The organism is Nocardiopsis sp. CNS-639 (genome assembly GCF_000381685.1).
Lineage (GTDB): Bacteria > Actinomycetota > Actinomycetes > Streptosporangiales > Streptosporangiaceae > Nocardiopsis > Nocardiopsis dassonvillei.
The window spans coordinates 124,698-139,145 of record NZ_KB906862.1 but is presented as its reverse complement, the minus strand read 5'-3'; the positions used below and the strand labels follow the sequence as shown (position 1 = coordinate 139,145).

9 protein-coding genes and 1 pseudogene are annotated in these 14,448 nt (G+C 75.3%); 2 read left to right on the top strand and 8 right to left on the bottom strand.

All coding sequences use genetic code 11. The features are described 5' to 3' along the window. Window positions 1-14: 14 nt before the first annotated feature. Window positions 15-1,641 (bottom strand): annotated as a pseudogene (locus tag G011_RS29910) (serine/threonine-protein kinase). A 470-nt stretch (window positions 1,642-2,111) separates the two neighbouring features. On the opposite strand from G011_RS29910, the gene G011_RS0115670 reads away from it, so the two are divergent. Both G011_RS0115670 and G011_RS29905 read left to right on the top strand, forming a co-directional pair. Further along, the gene (locus G011_RS0115670) at window positions 2,112-4,346 is read left to right on the top strand and encodes a fibronectin type III domain-containing protein (RefSeq protein WP_019609306.1); all 2,235 of its coding nucleotides are present in this window, start codon (window positions 2,112-2,114) and stop codon (window positions 4,344-4,346) included. A gap of 47 nt (window positions 4,347-4,393) precedes the next feature. Next, entirely contained in the window at window positions 4,394-4,840 is a 447-nt protein-coding gene (locus G011_RS29905; RefSeq protein ID WP_231391502.1) for a spore-associated protein, read from the top strand. Between the two features lie 50 nt (window positions 4,841-4,890). Here G011_RS29905 and G011_RS32880 read toward each other — a convergent pair whose 3' ends face one another. The 7 genes from G011_RS32880 to G011_RS0115630 form a co-directional block, all read right to left on the bottom strand. Further along, the gene (locus G011_RS32880; RefSeq protein ID WP_051104373.1) at window positions 4,891-7,161 is read right to left on the bottom strand and encodes a protein kinase domain-containing protein; all 2,271 of its coding nucleotides are present in this window, start codon (window positions 7,159-7,161) and stop codon (window positions 4,891-4,893) included. 36 nt (window positions 7,162-7,197) lie between these two features. Further along, a complete protein-coding gene (locus tag G011_RS0115655) occupies window positions 7,198-9,459 on the bottom strand; it encodes a transglutaminase domain-containing protein (RefSeq protein WP_019609303.1) in 2,262 nt (753 codons plus the stop codon). Further along, window positions 9,447-10,574, bottom strand: coding sequence for a DUF58 domain-containing protein (locus G011_RS0115650; RefSeq protein ID WP_026338341.1), 1,128 nt, complete (start codon window positions 10,572-10,574; stop codon window positions 9,447-9,449). The genes G011_RS0115655 and G011_RS0115650 overlap by 13 nt, the downstream gene beginning before the upstream one ends. Next, complete coding sequence (locus tag G011_RS0115645) at window positions 10,574-11,533, bottom strand: MoxR family ATPase (RefSeq protein ID WP_019609301.1); 960 nt, start codon at window positions 11,531-11,533, stop codon at window positions 10,574-10,576. The genes G011_RS0115650 and G011_RS0115645 overlap by 1 nt, the downstream gene beginning before the upstream one ends. A gap of 247 nt (window positions 11,534-11,780) precedes the next feature. Next, on the bottom strand, window positions 11,781-12,158 hold the full coding sequence (locus tag G011_RS0115640) for a hypothetical protein (protein ID WP_019609300.1): 378 nt from the start codon (window positions 12,156-12,158) through the stop codon (window positions 11,781-11,783). Window positions 12,159-12,205: 47 nt separating this feature from the next. Further along, a complete protein-coding gene (locus tag G011_RS0115635) occupies window positions 12,206-13,684 on the bottom strand; it encodes a bifunctional lysozyme/C40 family peptidase (protein WP_019609299.1) in 1,479 nt (492 codons plus the stop codon). Beyond that, window positions 13,681-14,295 carry a hypothetical protein gene (locus tag G011_RS0115630; RefSeq protein ID WP_019609298.1) on the bottom strand — a complete coding sequence of 205 codons (615 nt, stop codon included), beginning with the start codon at window positions 14,293-14,295 and terminating at the stop codon, window positions 13,681-13,683. The genes G011_RS0115635 and G011_RS0115630 overlap by 4 nt, the downstream gene beginning before the upstream one ends. Window positions 14,296-14,448: the final 153 nt, after the last annotated feature.

Genomic DNA, 14,448 nt, shown 5'->3' with positions numbered 1-14,448 from the left:
TCGAGTTCCGGCCCCTACCACGGCGGGGTGCCCGTGCCGCTGGTGCTGTGCCGCTCCACCAGGCGGGTGATGGTGACGGTGCCGTCGGCGGCGGTGGTGTAGGTGACCTCGGCGGTGATGACGCGGCTGCCCTGGTTGACGTAGCCGGTCAGGGCCGAGGGGCTGGAGGCGACCGAACCGGCGCCGCCGTCGCCGACCGATCCGCCCTGGCTCTGGCAGAAACTCCACGCGCACACCACCGTGGCGCCGTCGAGCACGGCGTACTGCCCCGAGCCGCCGGAGGGCTGGAAGGCCACGACGTGCTCGCCCGGTGGGCGCGTTCCGCTCGCGCCCACCCCGGCGCCCACCGTGGCCGTCGTGGTGGTGGACCCGCCGCCGGAATCCCCCTCGTCCTCAGCGCTCTGGGACGCCTCCTCGGAGGGGCTCGCGGAGGGCTCCTCGGAGGAGGCGCCGTCCGGCCGCTCCTGGTGTCCGCGTTCCGGGTTCTGCTGCTCCCCGGCGGCCTGCCGCGCCTCGGCCGTCTCGGCCGGCTCGTCCCCGAACCAGGCGGCGACGGGCAGGGAGTCCCAGTTGGCGGCCAGGGCGACGCCGCCGAAGCCCAGTCCCGCGAGCAGGACGAGGGCGCCCAGGGCGGCGCCGACGACGGTCAGCACCCTCCCGGTTCCGCCCCGCCTCTCGGGGACCACCGGGAACTCGCGCTCGGGTGCGGTCCGCACGCCCTGCCACTGGTGGTCGACGACGGTGGCCATGACGCCGCCCGCCGCCGCGGCGGAGTCCGGCGGGGTGTGGGAGCGCCTCGGGTCGCTCGCCGCGATCACGCCGCCGACCAGCTCCAGCGCGGTCGGCCGCTCGGACGCCTCCTTGCTGAGCGCGCGTGCGGCCAGGTCCGCGAGGGGGCCGGTGAAGCCCGCGGTGTCGGGTTCGCCGCTGATCACCCGGTGCGCGACGGCCGCCGGGTCGCCGGTGCCGAACGGCGGGCGCCCGGTCGCCGCGTAGGAGACCAGCGCGCCCCAGGCGAAGACGTCGTCGGCGGTGCTGGGGGGTTCGCCACGGTAGTGGGCGGGGCTGATCCAGCCGGGCGAGCCCAGCACGGACCCGGTGCGGGTCAGCGCGGTCTGGTCGATCGCGCGGGCCACGCCGAAGTCCAGGACACGGGGCCCCTCGGGCGACAGGATGACGTTGGCGGGCTTGAGGTCGCGGTGGGCGATGCCGATCTCGTGGATCTGGGCGAGCGCCTCGGCCACTCCGGCGGCCAGTCCGATCAGGAGCCACCCGCCCAGGGGTCCGTGCGCGCGTGTAGGCGCTGAGCGTCATCCCGCGCACCAACGGGGTGGCCAGCCAGGGGCGCTCGGCCTCGGTGTCGGCGGCCAGCAGAGGCACGGCGCAGGCTCCGCCCACCCGGCCCAGCAGCCGCACCTCGCGCGCGAACCGCGCCCGGAACTCGGCGTCGGCGGAGTACTCGGGGTGGATGAGCTTGACCGCGACGAGCGCGCCGTTCCGGTCGAGGGCCGCGTACACGACGCCCATACCGCCGGAGCCCAGGCGCCCGAGGGTCCGGTAGGGACCGATCCGCGCGGGGTCGGTGGAGGTCAGGGCGGTCGCGGTCGCGGGGAGCGTGACGGCTGAGGGGTGCGTACTCACGGCTGTCGTCTCACAGGCCTCGTCTGGAGTGGGGATGAGGTGCACGGTGAGCCCGCGCCCTTCTCCAGGGCAGGGAGAAAAGGTGCGCTGTGGGCGTGATGAGGGGGATGCGGGGTGAATCCTAGCCGGTCCCGGTGACGCCTTCCCGGCTCGGCCGGCCGAAGGCGGCGACCGCCCTGGTCAGGGGCGGAGGACTCCACCACCTCGGGCGACGCGCGGGCCCGGGCCGCCGCGGGAACGGCGTGGTGCCGCCGGTCGGACACGTCGGGCCGCGGAGACCCGTCTCCGTACCTTTTGGGGTGTCTTCGGGCGGTACATAAGGACATTGACGGAATCGTCGTGGCCCTGGTACACCTCTGGTGCCCCTGCCCTCCCTCCGGTCGCCGATTTCACCGCCAGACCCGAACCCCGTCGCGGTGGGCGCCTCCCTGTGGACGGGATCACGAGCCACACGCACAAGGGAGCCCTGCATGGTGGACCAGCCCACCGCACCCCCGACGGATCCCGCACCGAAGCCCCGCCCCTCCCCCGTGCGGCGTGCGGCCTCGGCGCTCTGGCGCCGCACCCGCTCCAGCGCCCCGGGCCTGATGATCTCGGTCCTGGCCGCGGGCCTGCTCAGCACCGCGCTCGGCGCCGGGGCCATGGGCCGTGCGGACGAGATGTCCGACGGCGCCGTGTGGCTCTGGGACAGCCCCGCGGGCGAGAGCTTCCGCGTCAACGGCGACAACGCGCGGATCGACCTCGTCGCCGCGCTGCCCGGCTCCGCCGGAAGCCCCGTCCAGGTCACCCAGAACGACGACTACCTCCTGCTCCACGACCCCGAGACCGGCCGGGTGACCTCGGTGGACCTGCGGGAGATGGGGTTCTCCGGTGTGCTCGAACTCGGCACCAGCAGCGACTTCGGCCTCGCACTGGGCGAGGGGACCGCGGTGGTCATCGACCGCGCCAGCGGTGAGGTCAAGGCGGTGGACCCCGCGACCCTCCAGCCCACCGGGCCGTCCCTGAGGATCCCGGCCCCGCTGGTCGGCGGGGCCTTCGACGACTCCGACACCCTCTGGCTGGGGGTGCCCACCCAGGGCACGGTCGTCGGTGTCCGGGTCGAGGGCGAGGAGGCCGTCATCACGCAGACCGCGTCGGTGGCCGACCCCGGCGCCGACATCGCCGTCACGGTCCTCGACGACGGCGTGCTCGCGGTCGACCGGAGCGGCGACCGCATGGTCGCCGTCCGCAACGGCGGCGAGTCCCGGACCATCACCTCTCCCGTCCCGTTGGAGGGCGCCGAGGTACCGCCGCGCACCCGGGGCGACCTGGCCGCCGTGACGCTGCCCGGGTCCGGCGACGTCGTCACCGTGTCCGACCCCACCGGGTCGGCGGGCGTGGACCACTTCTCCACCGGCCGTGAGGGCGGCGGCACCGCCGTCCCCTACGAGGGCCGCTTCTACGTGCCCTTCCCCGAGGACGGCACGGTGCGCGTCTTCGACCCCGCCGGGGACGAGCTCAACCCCATCACCCTGCCCGGCGCCGAGGGACCGCTGGAACTGGAGACGCGCGAGGGCAACCTGTACATCAACTCGCCCGAGACCGGGGTGGCGGCGGTCGTCGACCCCGGGGGCCGGGCCACCGTCATCGACAAGACCGCCCCGCCGCCCGGCCCCGGCGAGACCGACGAGGACGATCCCGCTCCCGGGGAACCGGACGCGGGCGAGACCACCGCGCCCGAGCCCGGCGACGTTCCCGTACCCGACGCGGGTGGGCCCGAGCCCGGTGACACCACCGCCCCGGAGCCCGGCGGTACCGACGGCGGCACCGCCCCCGAGGCCCCGGTCGTGGAGAACCCCCGGGACGACGAGGAGGAAGAGGACGAGGGCACGGCGCCTGGCGCGCCGACACCCGTCTCCTTCACCGCCGGGGACGGCTCCGTCACGCTGTCCTGGCCGGAGGCCTACTCCCCGGACTCCCCCGTGGAGACCTACGACATCACGTGGCAGGGCGGCAGCACGACCGTCGACGGCTCGGAGCTGGAGGCCACGATCACCGGACTGGAGAACGGCACCTCCTACCGCTTCCGGGTGCGGGCCTCCAACGCCTTCGGCACCGGTCCCGCCGCGCAGACCGAGGAGGTCACTCCCAGCCCCCGGGCTCCCGGCGCGCCGAGCGGCGTCGCCGTCGCCGCGGCGGGAAGCGACAGCGTGACCGTGTCCTGGGAGGCCGCCGAGGGGGCCGCGGACTACCTCGTCTCCGCCTCCTCCGACTCCGACCCGGTGAGCGACCGCACGTCCACGGGCACGTCGGTCGAGATCGCCGGGCTGGCGCCGGGCGGTACCTACACCTTCACCGTGACGGCGCGCGGCACGGGGGGCGTCAGCGGCGAGTCCGCCACGAGCGCCCCGTTCACCATGCCCACCCAGGAGATCGGAGCGCCCGCCAGCGTCTCCTTCAGCGCTTCCGGAGACACGGTGACGGTCACCTGGTCGCAGGTGGAGGGGGCGACCCAGTACACCATCACGCCGCACGGCGACGGCTCCAGGTCGCTGAGCGAGGTGAGCACGCCCGGCACCGCGGCCGGGGGCGGACAGCTCTCCTACACCTACCAGCCGCGCGGCTCGGGGCGCTGCTACTCCTTCACCGTGCTGGCGGCGTCCGAGAGCGCCACCGCCGACAGCGGCACGACCAGCACCGCCAGCTGCTCACGGGAGTTCAGATGACGCCGACGTCCAGGCCGGGAAGCGGAGAGCACACGGAGGAGGCGCCCGTGCCGAGGAAGAACTGGAAGCGCAGGTGCGGGACGCTGGCGGCGGCCGTGGCCACGGTGGCGTCGATCCTCGTCCTGTCCTCGGCCACCACCGCCCAGGGCGCGGACCCCGCCCAGGTGTGCAACAGCGGCCCCAACCGCCCAGCGGACGCCGGAACGTTCGGGTGGGTCAACGAGACAGCAGTCCCCAACGGCCAGGGGACGGTCTACCTGTACTACGACAACGCCGGCGGGTACAACTGCGCCGTGACCATCGGCACGGCCGGGACCATGTACATGGACGTCGGTCTCCGTCAGTCCGGCAGCGGCGGGGGGACCTGGGACTCGGGAACCTTCGACCAGTACGCCGGTCCCGTCTACGTCCACGCGCCGGGGATCTGCGTGGACACCACGGGGGCCGTGGGCGACCAGTCGGCCACCCTGACCGGCACCAACTGCGGTTCCTGAACCACCCCCGGGGACGTGTCGGCTGCCCGCCGCCGCGCCCCCGGAGCGGTTCACCCGCCGCTTCGGTCGGTGCACGCCTCCTCGGAGTAGGCGACCTCGTCCACGGTGACCACCGCGATGACGGTGAAGCAGTACTCCTCGTCGGCGTCGAGCCCGCTCACCTCGGCCCGGGTCTCGCCGGGCCCCACGTCGGCGAGGGGGGCGTAGACGGTACCGACGGGGCCGCCGACGACGTGGTGGGCGACCGCGCCGCCGCTGTTGTCCGTCCAGGTCAGCAGCACCGTGTCTCCGGAGTCCTCCAGCCGGACGTCGGTGGGCGCGGCCTCCTCGTTGACGGCGGCGGGCGGCGCGGGCGGTTCGTCCTCCTGGCCCCGGGCCGACTCCGGACCGGCCTGGGACTCCTCCGCGCCCGGGGAACCCGCCTGTTCCCGGCCCCCGCCTCCCAGCGGAAGCAGGACGACCACCGCGCCGACCAGCACGGTGGCGACGACCAGGGCCGAGGCCGCCACGGCGGCGATGACGAGGGGTCGTCTCCGGCCGGGCCGCGCGGGCTGCGCCCAGGTCTGTCCCGGCGCTGAGGACCGCTGTGGAGTCGGGAAGGCATAGGGGTCAGCCGCCGGTCCCGCCGCCGGGGGGCGGGGCGCGAAGGCGGGGGGTTCGGTGGGGGCGGGAGACCCGCCGAAGGCGGGAGGCTCGGCGGGGGGAGCCGCGGGGGCGGCCGCCTGGCGCGGTGGAGGGCCGGACCAGGCGTCCAGCCCGGCCCAGGGGTCCTCGGGCCGTTCCGCCACGGGCGGGCCGACGGACGTTCCGGCGTGCGGGTCGGAGGTTCCGGGCCGCTCGCCCCCGGGAGATTCCGGTTCGTCGCCCGCCGCCTGGATCCACTGTGCGGGCCCCGGTTCACGCGGGACGTCCGACAGCGGTGAAGCAGCCGACTCCTCCTCCGGGCGCTCCGGTGCCTCGTCGTCCCAGCGCACGGGTACCGCCCGGTCCGCCTCGACCGCGGCGCCCCGGTCAGCCGGGTCCTCCTCCCACCACGCGTCCGCGGTGTCGTCATCCAGCGGCTCCGGCTCCGGGTCCTGTCGCCGCCACGTGTCAGCGGCGCCGCCGTCCGCCGGGCCCTCATCCGACGCCGGGTCCCGCTCCGACCACCCATCAACGACGCCTCGGTCCGCCGGGGTCTCCCCCGGCTCCGGGTCCTGCCCCCACCAAGCGTCCGCGGCGCCGCCGTCCGCCGAGCCCTCTCCCTGCGTCGGGGCCTGCCCCCACCACACGTCAGCGGTACCGCCGTCCACCGGGTCCTCATCCGACGCCGGGTCCCGCTCCGACCACCCATCAACGACGCCTCGGTCCGCCGGGGTCTCCTCCGTCTCCGGCCCACTCCCCCACCAGGCGTCCGCGGGCTCGGAGACCTCCTCACCGGCCGCCGCGTGTCCGGGCAGCGGCGCGGCCCCCTCCTCCGGAGGGAGCACCCCGAACTCCGCGGGGGCGTCCTCCTCCCCCGCTTCGCCGGGTGCGCCTGCCGCCGGAGCGGTCAGCGCCTCGGCGAACTCGGCCGCGCTCGGGAAGCGCTCGGCCGGGTCCTTGGCCAGCGCCCGGTCGAGGGCGTCCCGCAGCGCCGCGGGCAGGTCGGCGCGCGGCGGCCCCGGAGGTCGCGCACCGAGCACGCGCTCCCGGTGCTCGAAGGGGTCGACGGTCCCCCGCTGACCGCCGCCGAACGGCGGGTGGCCGGACAACAGCGTCCACAGCGTGGCGGCCAGCCGGTAGACGTCGGAGGCCTCCGAGGGCCGCTCTCCCCGCAGCGCCTCCGGCGGGGCGTACGCCAGGGCGTCCGGGTCCAGTCCGACGGGAGGCGGGACGGTACCCGTGGGCAGGACCGCGCCCGCGTCGGCGAGCACGACATCCTCCCCCGACAGCAGCAGGTTCGCCGGTTCCACCCCGTGGTGCAGCAGGCCCCGGCCGTGGACCGCCTCCAGCGCCCCGGCCACGGCCAGGCCCGCCCCCACCACCTCCTCCACCGGCAGCGGATGACGGAGGCGCAGGCGGGCCGCGTAGTCCCCGCCCGCGCAGTGGTCCATGGCGACGAAGGGCCGCCCCGAGGAGGTGCGCCCGTGGCCGAGCACCGGCACCACGCCCGGGGATCCGGCGATCTCACACAGCCGTTCGACCTCGGCCTCACCGTCCGCGCCGCGCATCACCTTCACGACGGCGGGGCCGCCGTCCTCGTCCCGCAGCGCCCGGTAGACGGTCGAGTCCGCGCCGCGGTGCAGAACCTCCAGGGAGTGGAAGCCCGCGACCAGGCTGCCGTTTCCTACGTCACTCACCGGTGCCCTCTCCTCTCACTGCCGCGCCCCGGCGGATCACCGCTCCCGCCACAGCAGCGGACGGGGGTCGAACCACCAGGTGAGCCTCCTGGTACGGGACCTGCTCAGGCGCAGCGCGCGCAGCTGGCGGCGCACGCCCTCGGTGATGGAGGCCGCCTGCTCCCCGGTGACGCCCGGCCCCGCGGCGAACCCGATCCCGTTGACCGTGCGGCCCAGTCTGTCCAGGTCCACCTGGGCCCAGGGCTGGGCGGTCTCGGGCAGCAGGCTGCGGGCGAGCGCGACGGTGTCGCTGACCGTGTGCCCCGGCGGCGGCTCCGACGCGCACAGGCGCAGGCCGTCGCGCAGCTCGTGCCACGCGCCCAGGACGCGGCGCTCGGGCGTGCCCGCGCGCAGCCGCCGCCCGCTGCGGGCCAGGCGCAGCGCGGGGACGGCGAGCACGGCGGCGAGCAGACCGCCCGCGATCGCGGGCACCGCCCACACCGGGAACCGCTCCGGCTCGCGCCGGGGCGCGGCGACGTCGTGGGCGTCGTCCTGGGGCAGGGACTGTTCCTGCGCGGGCTCGGCTCCCTCCGGGGTCCGCTCGCTCCGCGCGGCCTCGCTCGCGTCGTCCCCGCCCTCCTCGCCGGGGGTGACGGCGAACGGCACCCATCCGACGCCGTCGAAGTACACCTCGCCCCAGGCCACGGCGTCGCCCGTGTGGACGGTGCGGGTACCGCCGGCCTCCTCCGTGCCCGCCCCGAAGCCGACGGCGACGCGGCTGGGCAGTCCGGCCGCGCGGGCCAGCATGGCGAAGGCGCTCGCGAACTGCTCGGAGGTGCCTCCGCCCCCCTCCTCCCCGGGCGGGGCGAGGACCGCGGCGACGTTGGCGTAGCCGTGGCCGCCGGGGGTCTCGGGGTCGAACCGGTGCGACCGCCTCAGGTACTCCGCCAGGGCGCGGGCGCGCTGGTACGGGGAGCCCTCGCTGGCGACCGCGGCGACGACGTCGTTGAGCACGGACGGAGCCCCGGCGGGCAGTTCGCGGTAGCGGTCGAAGATCTCGTCCGCGGGCGTGGAGGCCCCGGCCAGCTCGTCCGGCCGCCAGTCGGCGACGTCGCCGGTGACCTGGTACCGGGTGCCCGCGACGGCGCCGTCCATGCTCACCACGGTTCCCGAGAACGCGCTGTAGCCCGGGGAGGGCAGGCCGATCCGCCGGGGGGCGCCGACGACCGGGGCCCAGCTGCCCGGAAGGTCCTCCCCGACGGTGATCTCGGCGCTGACCCCGGTGGCGTGGGGCAGGGGCGGCACGGGCTCGGGAAGCTCCTGCCCCGCCGCCCGGTAGCCGCCCTCGGGCAGCCAGGTGGTGCCGGTGAAGTCGGAGAGGGTGACCCAGCGCAGGCTGACGGGTTCGTCGGCGGCGACGGTGAGCAGCGGCTCGTCGGGGTCGGCGGCCCAGCCGGACAGGTGGACGAGCGGGTTGAGCGCCGCCTGGGGGTCCATGGGCGGGCTCACGACCGTGCGCGGGTCGCCCGGATCCGCGTCCCATCCGGCGAGCAGGACGGGCCCGCCGTACACGGTGGCCGTGGCGGTCAGCACGGCGATGACCCCGGTCACCAGTGCCCGGCGCGGTCTTCCCGGCGGGGTGCCGCCGGAGCTTTCGACCTCGACGCTCAGCGCCGCCCGGTCCGCCGGGGCGCCGCGGTCGGCCTCCTCCCGGGACGCGGACATGAGGATGACCGCGGACACCGTGAGCAGTCCGATGGCGGGGAAGCCGGGCGGGGCGACGGGGCCGTTGAGCACGACCGCGCCGACGAGCAGCAGCAGCCCCGGCAGCAGGGCGAGCGCCCGGCGGCGTCCGCGCCAGGCCAGCGCGGAGGCGGCGCCGGTCAGCCAGGTGGCCAGTACCGGCAGGGCGAGGGTGTCCGCGTTCAGCGGGGTCGGCGCGGTGCTGGTGAGGATCCGCGCCCCCGAGTGCAGGACCGCCTCCACGGTGGAACCGAGCACCCCGGTCCCCTCGCCGGGCACCCACACCGAGCACGCCGCCACCACCGCCAGCGGGAGCGGCAGCCCGGCCAGGACGGTGCGGAGCGCGCTCGTCCGGCGCCGCAGCAGCAGGGTCACCACGACGCTGAGCAGGGCGCAGGCGGGCAGCAGGACGTGGACCGGGGCGGGGTCCGCGTATCCGGGGGCGACGGCGACACCGCCCGCGGCGGCGGCCATGACCAGCCCCGCGACCACGGGGAGGCCGTCCGGGGACGGACCCGGCGGCGCGGGAGCGGCCGGAGCCTCCTCGGCGCGAGGTGGCGGTGTCAGCGTGACCACGGCGCCTCGTTCCATCGGTCGGCGAACCCGGCGGCGTCACCGGCGGTGAGCAGGGTGACGTCCGGGGGCGCGGTCGGGTGCTCCTCCGATCCGACGACGACGGCGATCAGGCCCGCGTAGCGGTCGCCGAGCCGCCCGAACGACCGCAGGTCCTCGGCGGTGAGCGCGCCGCTGACCAGGACCGCGGTGTCACCGGCGGGACGGGTGCGGGCCAGGAGCAGGGCGCGGTGCAGGTCGGCCCCCGGAGTGCTCCGGGCCTCGGAGAGCAGGTCGAGCAGCGGGGGCAGGCCGCCCGTGCTCTCCCTGCCCCTGCCGCTGGCCAGGCGCAGTTCGCAGTGCAGGGACGAGCGGACGGCGGTGGCCGCGATGGAGGCCGCCGCGCCGGCCACCTCGTCCAGGCGGGCCTCGCCGCCGGGTGTGGGGCGGTCGTCGACGATGACGCAGATCCGGGTCTGGGAGGTGTCGATGTACTCGCGCACGACGAGCTTGTCCAGCCGCGCGGAGCTGCGCCAGTGGACGTGGCGCAGGTCGTCGCCCGGCACGTAGTCGCGCAGGGTGTGGAAGGTCAGGGTGCCCGCGGGCGCGCCGTCCGCCGCGCCGTCGGGGTCGGCCACGCGGCCGATCGGGACCGCGCGCAGGTGCTCCCAGCGGGGGTGCACCCAGACGCGTTCGGTGCCGCCGTGGTCCCGGCGCAGCGAGGCCAGTCCCAGCGGGTCGGAGCGCCCGGCCCGCAGCGGCCCCAGTTCGACCACCCCGCGGCGCAGGGCCCCGATCCGGTAGTCGGAGCCGCCTGTGGCGCGCGCGGCCAGGGGGCGCAGCGGCACGGCGCGCTCGCCGTCCGAGCCGAGGACGCGCTCACTGACCTGCACGGAGCGCCGTCCGGTGTTGCTCGCCTCGACCCGCACGCGCACGGTGGCGCCGGGGGAGGTCCGGGTGGTGGACGCCGAGCGCTGGACGCGCACCGCGGCGGGGCGCCCCACCAGCAGCACCGCCACGGCGACCACGGTCACGGCGACGCCGCCGAGCAGCGCGATCTCCTGGTACTGGGACAGGACGCCGACCGCGAGCAGGAGCACGCCCGAGCAGGCGACCAGCCATCCCCGTGTCGTTGGCATCAGCGGCTCGCCGGGGCTCCCGGGTGGCGCGGCGGCGGCGCCGGGGTCTCCTTCAGGATCTCCTCCAGCACGTCGGCTCCGCCGCGTCCGCCGACCGAGGCCTCCGGGGACAGCACCAGGCGGTGCGCCCACACCGGCTGGGCCAGGAGTTTGACGTCCTCGGGCTCGACGAAGGGGCGGCCCGAGGTGAGCGCGAGCATCCTCATCGCCCGCACCATGGCCACCGTCGAGCGGGTGGACAGGCCCACGCCCAGCGCCGGGTGGACGCGGGTGGCGTGGGCGATGCGCAGGACGTACTCGTAGACCGAGTCCTGGACGTGCACCCGGTCCGCGGTACGCCGCATCAGGTCCATCCGCTCGGCGCCGGTGCTGGGCCGCAGGTCCTCGGGCGAGACGAGCCGGTCGCCGCGGATGATGGCGAGTTCGCTGGCGGGGTCCGCGTAGCCCAGGGAGAGCCGCATCAGGAACCGGTCCATCTGCGCCTCGGGCAGCCGGTAGGTGCCCGACATCTCCACCGGGTTCTGGGTCGCCACGACCAGGAACGGTGAGGGCACCTGGTGGCCCGCGCCGTCCACGGTGACCGTGCGCTCCTCCATGACCTCCAGCAGGGCCGCCTGGGTCTTGGGCGAGGCCCGGTTGATCTCGTCGGCGATGACGACGTTGGCGAAGACCGGGCCGGGGTGGAACTCGAACTCCCGCGTGGCCTGGTTGAAGACCGTGACGCCGGTGACGTCGGAGGGCAGCAGGTCCGGAGTGAACTGGATCCGCCGCCAGACGCCGTCCACGCTGGCGGCCATGGCGCGGGCGAGCGTGGTCTTGCCGGTGCCGGGGACGTCCTCCAGCAGGATGTGGCCCCGGGCGAGCATGGCGACCAGGGCCAGGCGTACGACCTCGGCCTTGCCGAGGACGGCCGACCCGACGGAGGCCGCGATCCCGTCGAACTCGTCCGCGAGGACCACCGCTTCGTCCGCCGTCACCGGTGCGGGCGGGCCGGAAAGGGCATGGGTGTTCACAGAGAGGGCGTCTTTCCGCGTGGGGTGGTGGGGTGGAGCTGCGCCGTCGTCGCCGACGGGCGGGGAGGGGGATCGGCGGGAGCGCGCGGGGCAGGCGCTCACCGGTGCGAAGATACCGTGGCCGCGGCGGGCCGCGCGCGGGCACCGACGGGACGGACCGCTCCCGGGGGGGGAGCGGTGCGGGGCTCGGGCCTCAGGCGGTCCCGGCGGCCGTCTGTCTCTGCTCCATCCTCGCGATGAGGCCGCTGGAGCCCGTGGACTGCGCGGCTCCGCCGGACTCGAAGACCCCGGCCAGCGTGCTCAGCAGTCCGGTGGCACCGCCGATGGCGGCGCCAGCGGCGCCCAGGACGGCCCCGCCCGCGCCGAAGGCCATGTTCCCGAGGCCCGAGAGTCCCTTGAGGCCGGCCTTGGCGCCGAGCTTGAGGCCGCCCAGGAGCGCCCCCTTGCCCAGGCCCTTCCAGCCGCCCTTCGACGCGAGCCAGGCGCCCCCGCGTTGACCGATGAAGGTCAGGGCTCTCTGTCCGGCTGCGCGGAGCGCTGTGCCCCCGAGGAGTGCGAGTGGGAGAGCCATGACGGGCCGTCCTTTCGGTTCGTGTGTGGTGTAGCGGGGTCGGGCGGTCACGCCATCATGCTCTCCGGCTCGTCGCCGGACGATCCCGGATCGATCCGGATCGCCCCCACGAAGACCGACCGGTAGTGCTCGGTCTCGATCGACACCTCGGTGATGGTCTTGCCCGTCGCCGGTGCGTGGATCATCATGCCGTCACCGGTGTACATCCCCATGTGGGACGGGGACTGCCCGGCGTAGTGGAAGTAGAGCAGGTCGCCCGCCTGCAGCTCGCCGACGTCGAGGGCCCCGTTCGCCACCACGCCGACCTGCGCCCCGTCCCAGGATGAGGCGGGGCCCCCGTCCTGCCACTGGGCGAAGGTGGTCCGGGGGATCGTGACGCCCACGGAGTTCCACGCGGCCATGACCAGGCCCGAGCAGTCGTAGGCGTCGGGTCCCGTGGCGGCCCACACGTAGGGTTTACCGATCTGGTCCCTGGCGAACTGCACCACGCTCCGGTGCCTGTCGCTGACGTCGCCCAGGAACGCGGCCTGGGAGGCCCCGCCCCCCTGCTCCTCGCAGTCCTGGCCGCCGCCACCGAAGGACGCGGCCTGGACGGTGAGGGAGGGCGATGTCGGGGCGATGCCGGAACCCCGGTAGTACTCGGCCACCTCCAGGACCTGCGCGACGTACCACCTGGCGGGGTTGTGCCTGTAGACCGTGCACTCGATGGGGTCCAGGTCCCCCCGTCCGCTCCCGCAGACGGAGGCGGACCCGTTGTCCCGGGCCTGCTGGGCGTAGTAGGCGAGCCGGAAGGCCCCCGAGGTGATGTTGTCCCACGGGTCCCAGACGTTGACCATCCCGTCGTCGTTGCCGTCGATGCCGAAGTAACGCGGGTTGGCGGGCATCTCGCCCACGTCGTAGTGCCAGCGGCGGTCCGCGACCGGTTCCTTGGGCTTGCCTCCCCACGCGTTGCCCGCGCTGCCGAGCCGGCCGCCGACCTGCCCCGTCCGCGGGTCCTGCACGCCGAACTGGACGATCCCGGCCGCGCCGTAGGGGTTGCGCTCGCCCTCGTTCAGGCCGGAGTGCCAGTTCGGGTCCGTGGAGACGTAGGCGCCGTTCTGGGTCTCGATCGCGCCGACCGCGGCGAGGAGCTCCCAGGGCAGGCCGTAGGCCTCAGCGGCGGTGCGGTGCGCCCGCAGGACGTTCTCGGGGACGTCCACCCGGACGGTCTTGGTGGAGGAGCCCTGTTCGCCGTGGGAGCTGATGGTGATCGTCTCGCGCGACGACGACGCGGACGCCTGGACCACACCCGTCGACGAGTCCGATCCGCCGAAGCCGCTCGCCGTGGCGCCGCCGGCCGGGCCGCACATGGTGGCGGCGTAGGCGATGCCGCCCATGACCGCGAGCGCCGTGACGCCCCCGCCCACGCGCGCGGCCCCGCTCGCGGCGCCCCGGTCGCCGTCGCGCCCGCGCCGGGGCAGGAGGAGTCCGCGCACCCGCGACCGCAGGCGCGCCGCGGCGTCGGAGACGGAGCGGACGCCGCTCATCCGGCCTCCCCGACGTTTCCGAGGGCCGCGCCCTGGAAGGCGTAGACGGCCCAGCCCTCACCCTCGGGCACCACGGTGACCGCGTACGCCACGGGCTCGTTCCCCCCGTCGTCCCCGGTGTCGGTCAGGAAGCGCGCCTCCACCTCGTAGATGACCGACCCGGTGCCGACGTTGCGGATCCCCGTGACCGTCGCCGACGCACTGGTCGGCTGGGGGTCCCGCGCGGTCGCGCTGTTCGGGGCGCCGAGGACGAGGTCCTCCACGGTGCCGAAGAACTCCTCCGAGACCATCGGGGAGAGGCGGTCGAGGCGCTCGTCCCCGCTCTCGTCGGGGACGACCTCGCTGTAGGCCGCGACGAAGTCCCGCGCGGTCTCGGCTCCGCTCCGGAGCTGCTCCTCCGAGTACGGCATCAGGGACATGACGTCGCCGAGGTCCCCTGCACCGGCCGCGGAGGGCTCCCCGTTCCCGCCCGGCGAGGAGGCGGGAGGGTCCTCCCCGCCGCCCGATCCCGGGAGGAGCTGGAACCCCAGGAACAGGAGGGCGACGACCAGGCCTCCCACGATCGCGAACACGATCGTCTTCTCCCGCGAACCGCCGGCGAAGTCGCTCATGAAGGACCCGCTGTTCTGATCATGGGCACCCACTAGCAGGGAACGTGGACAGGAATCACCCATCCATACCCGCAGGAATATCGGCGGCGCAATAGGGACAGGAAAAACATGAAAACCACGAAGAGTGATACTTCATAACGTTTCGGAGAACCA

Excerpts from the sequence above, each read along its gene's own strand:
- G011_RS0115670 (WP_019609306.1), top strand. The coding sequence starts at position 2,112 with ATGGTGGACCAGCCCACCGCACCCCCGACGGATCCCGCACCGAAGCCC.
- G011_RS0115650 (WP_026338341.1), bottom strand. The coding sequence starts at position 10,574 with ATGCCAACGACACGGGGATGGCTGGTCGCCTGCTCGGGCGTGCTCCTG.
- G011_RS0115640 (WP_019609300.1), bottom strand. The coding sequence starts at position 12,158 with ATGGCTCTCCCACTCGCACTCCTCGGGGGCACAGCGCTCCGCGCAGCC.
- G011_RS0115635 (WP_019609299.1), bottom strand. The coding sequence starts at position 13,684 with ATGAGCGGCGTCCGCTCCGTCTCCGACGCCGCGGCGCGCCTGCGGTCG.
- G011_RS0115630 (WP_019609298.1), bottom strand. The coding sequence starts at position 14,295 with ATGAGCGACTTCGCCGGCGGTTCGCGGGAGAAGACGATCGTGTTCGCG.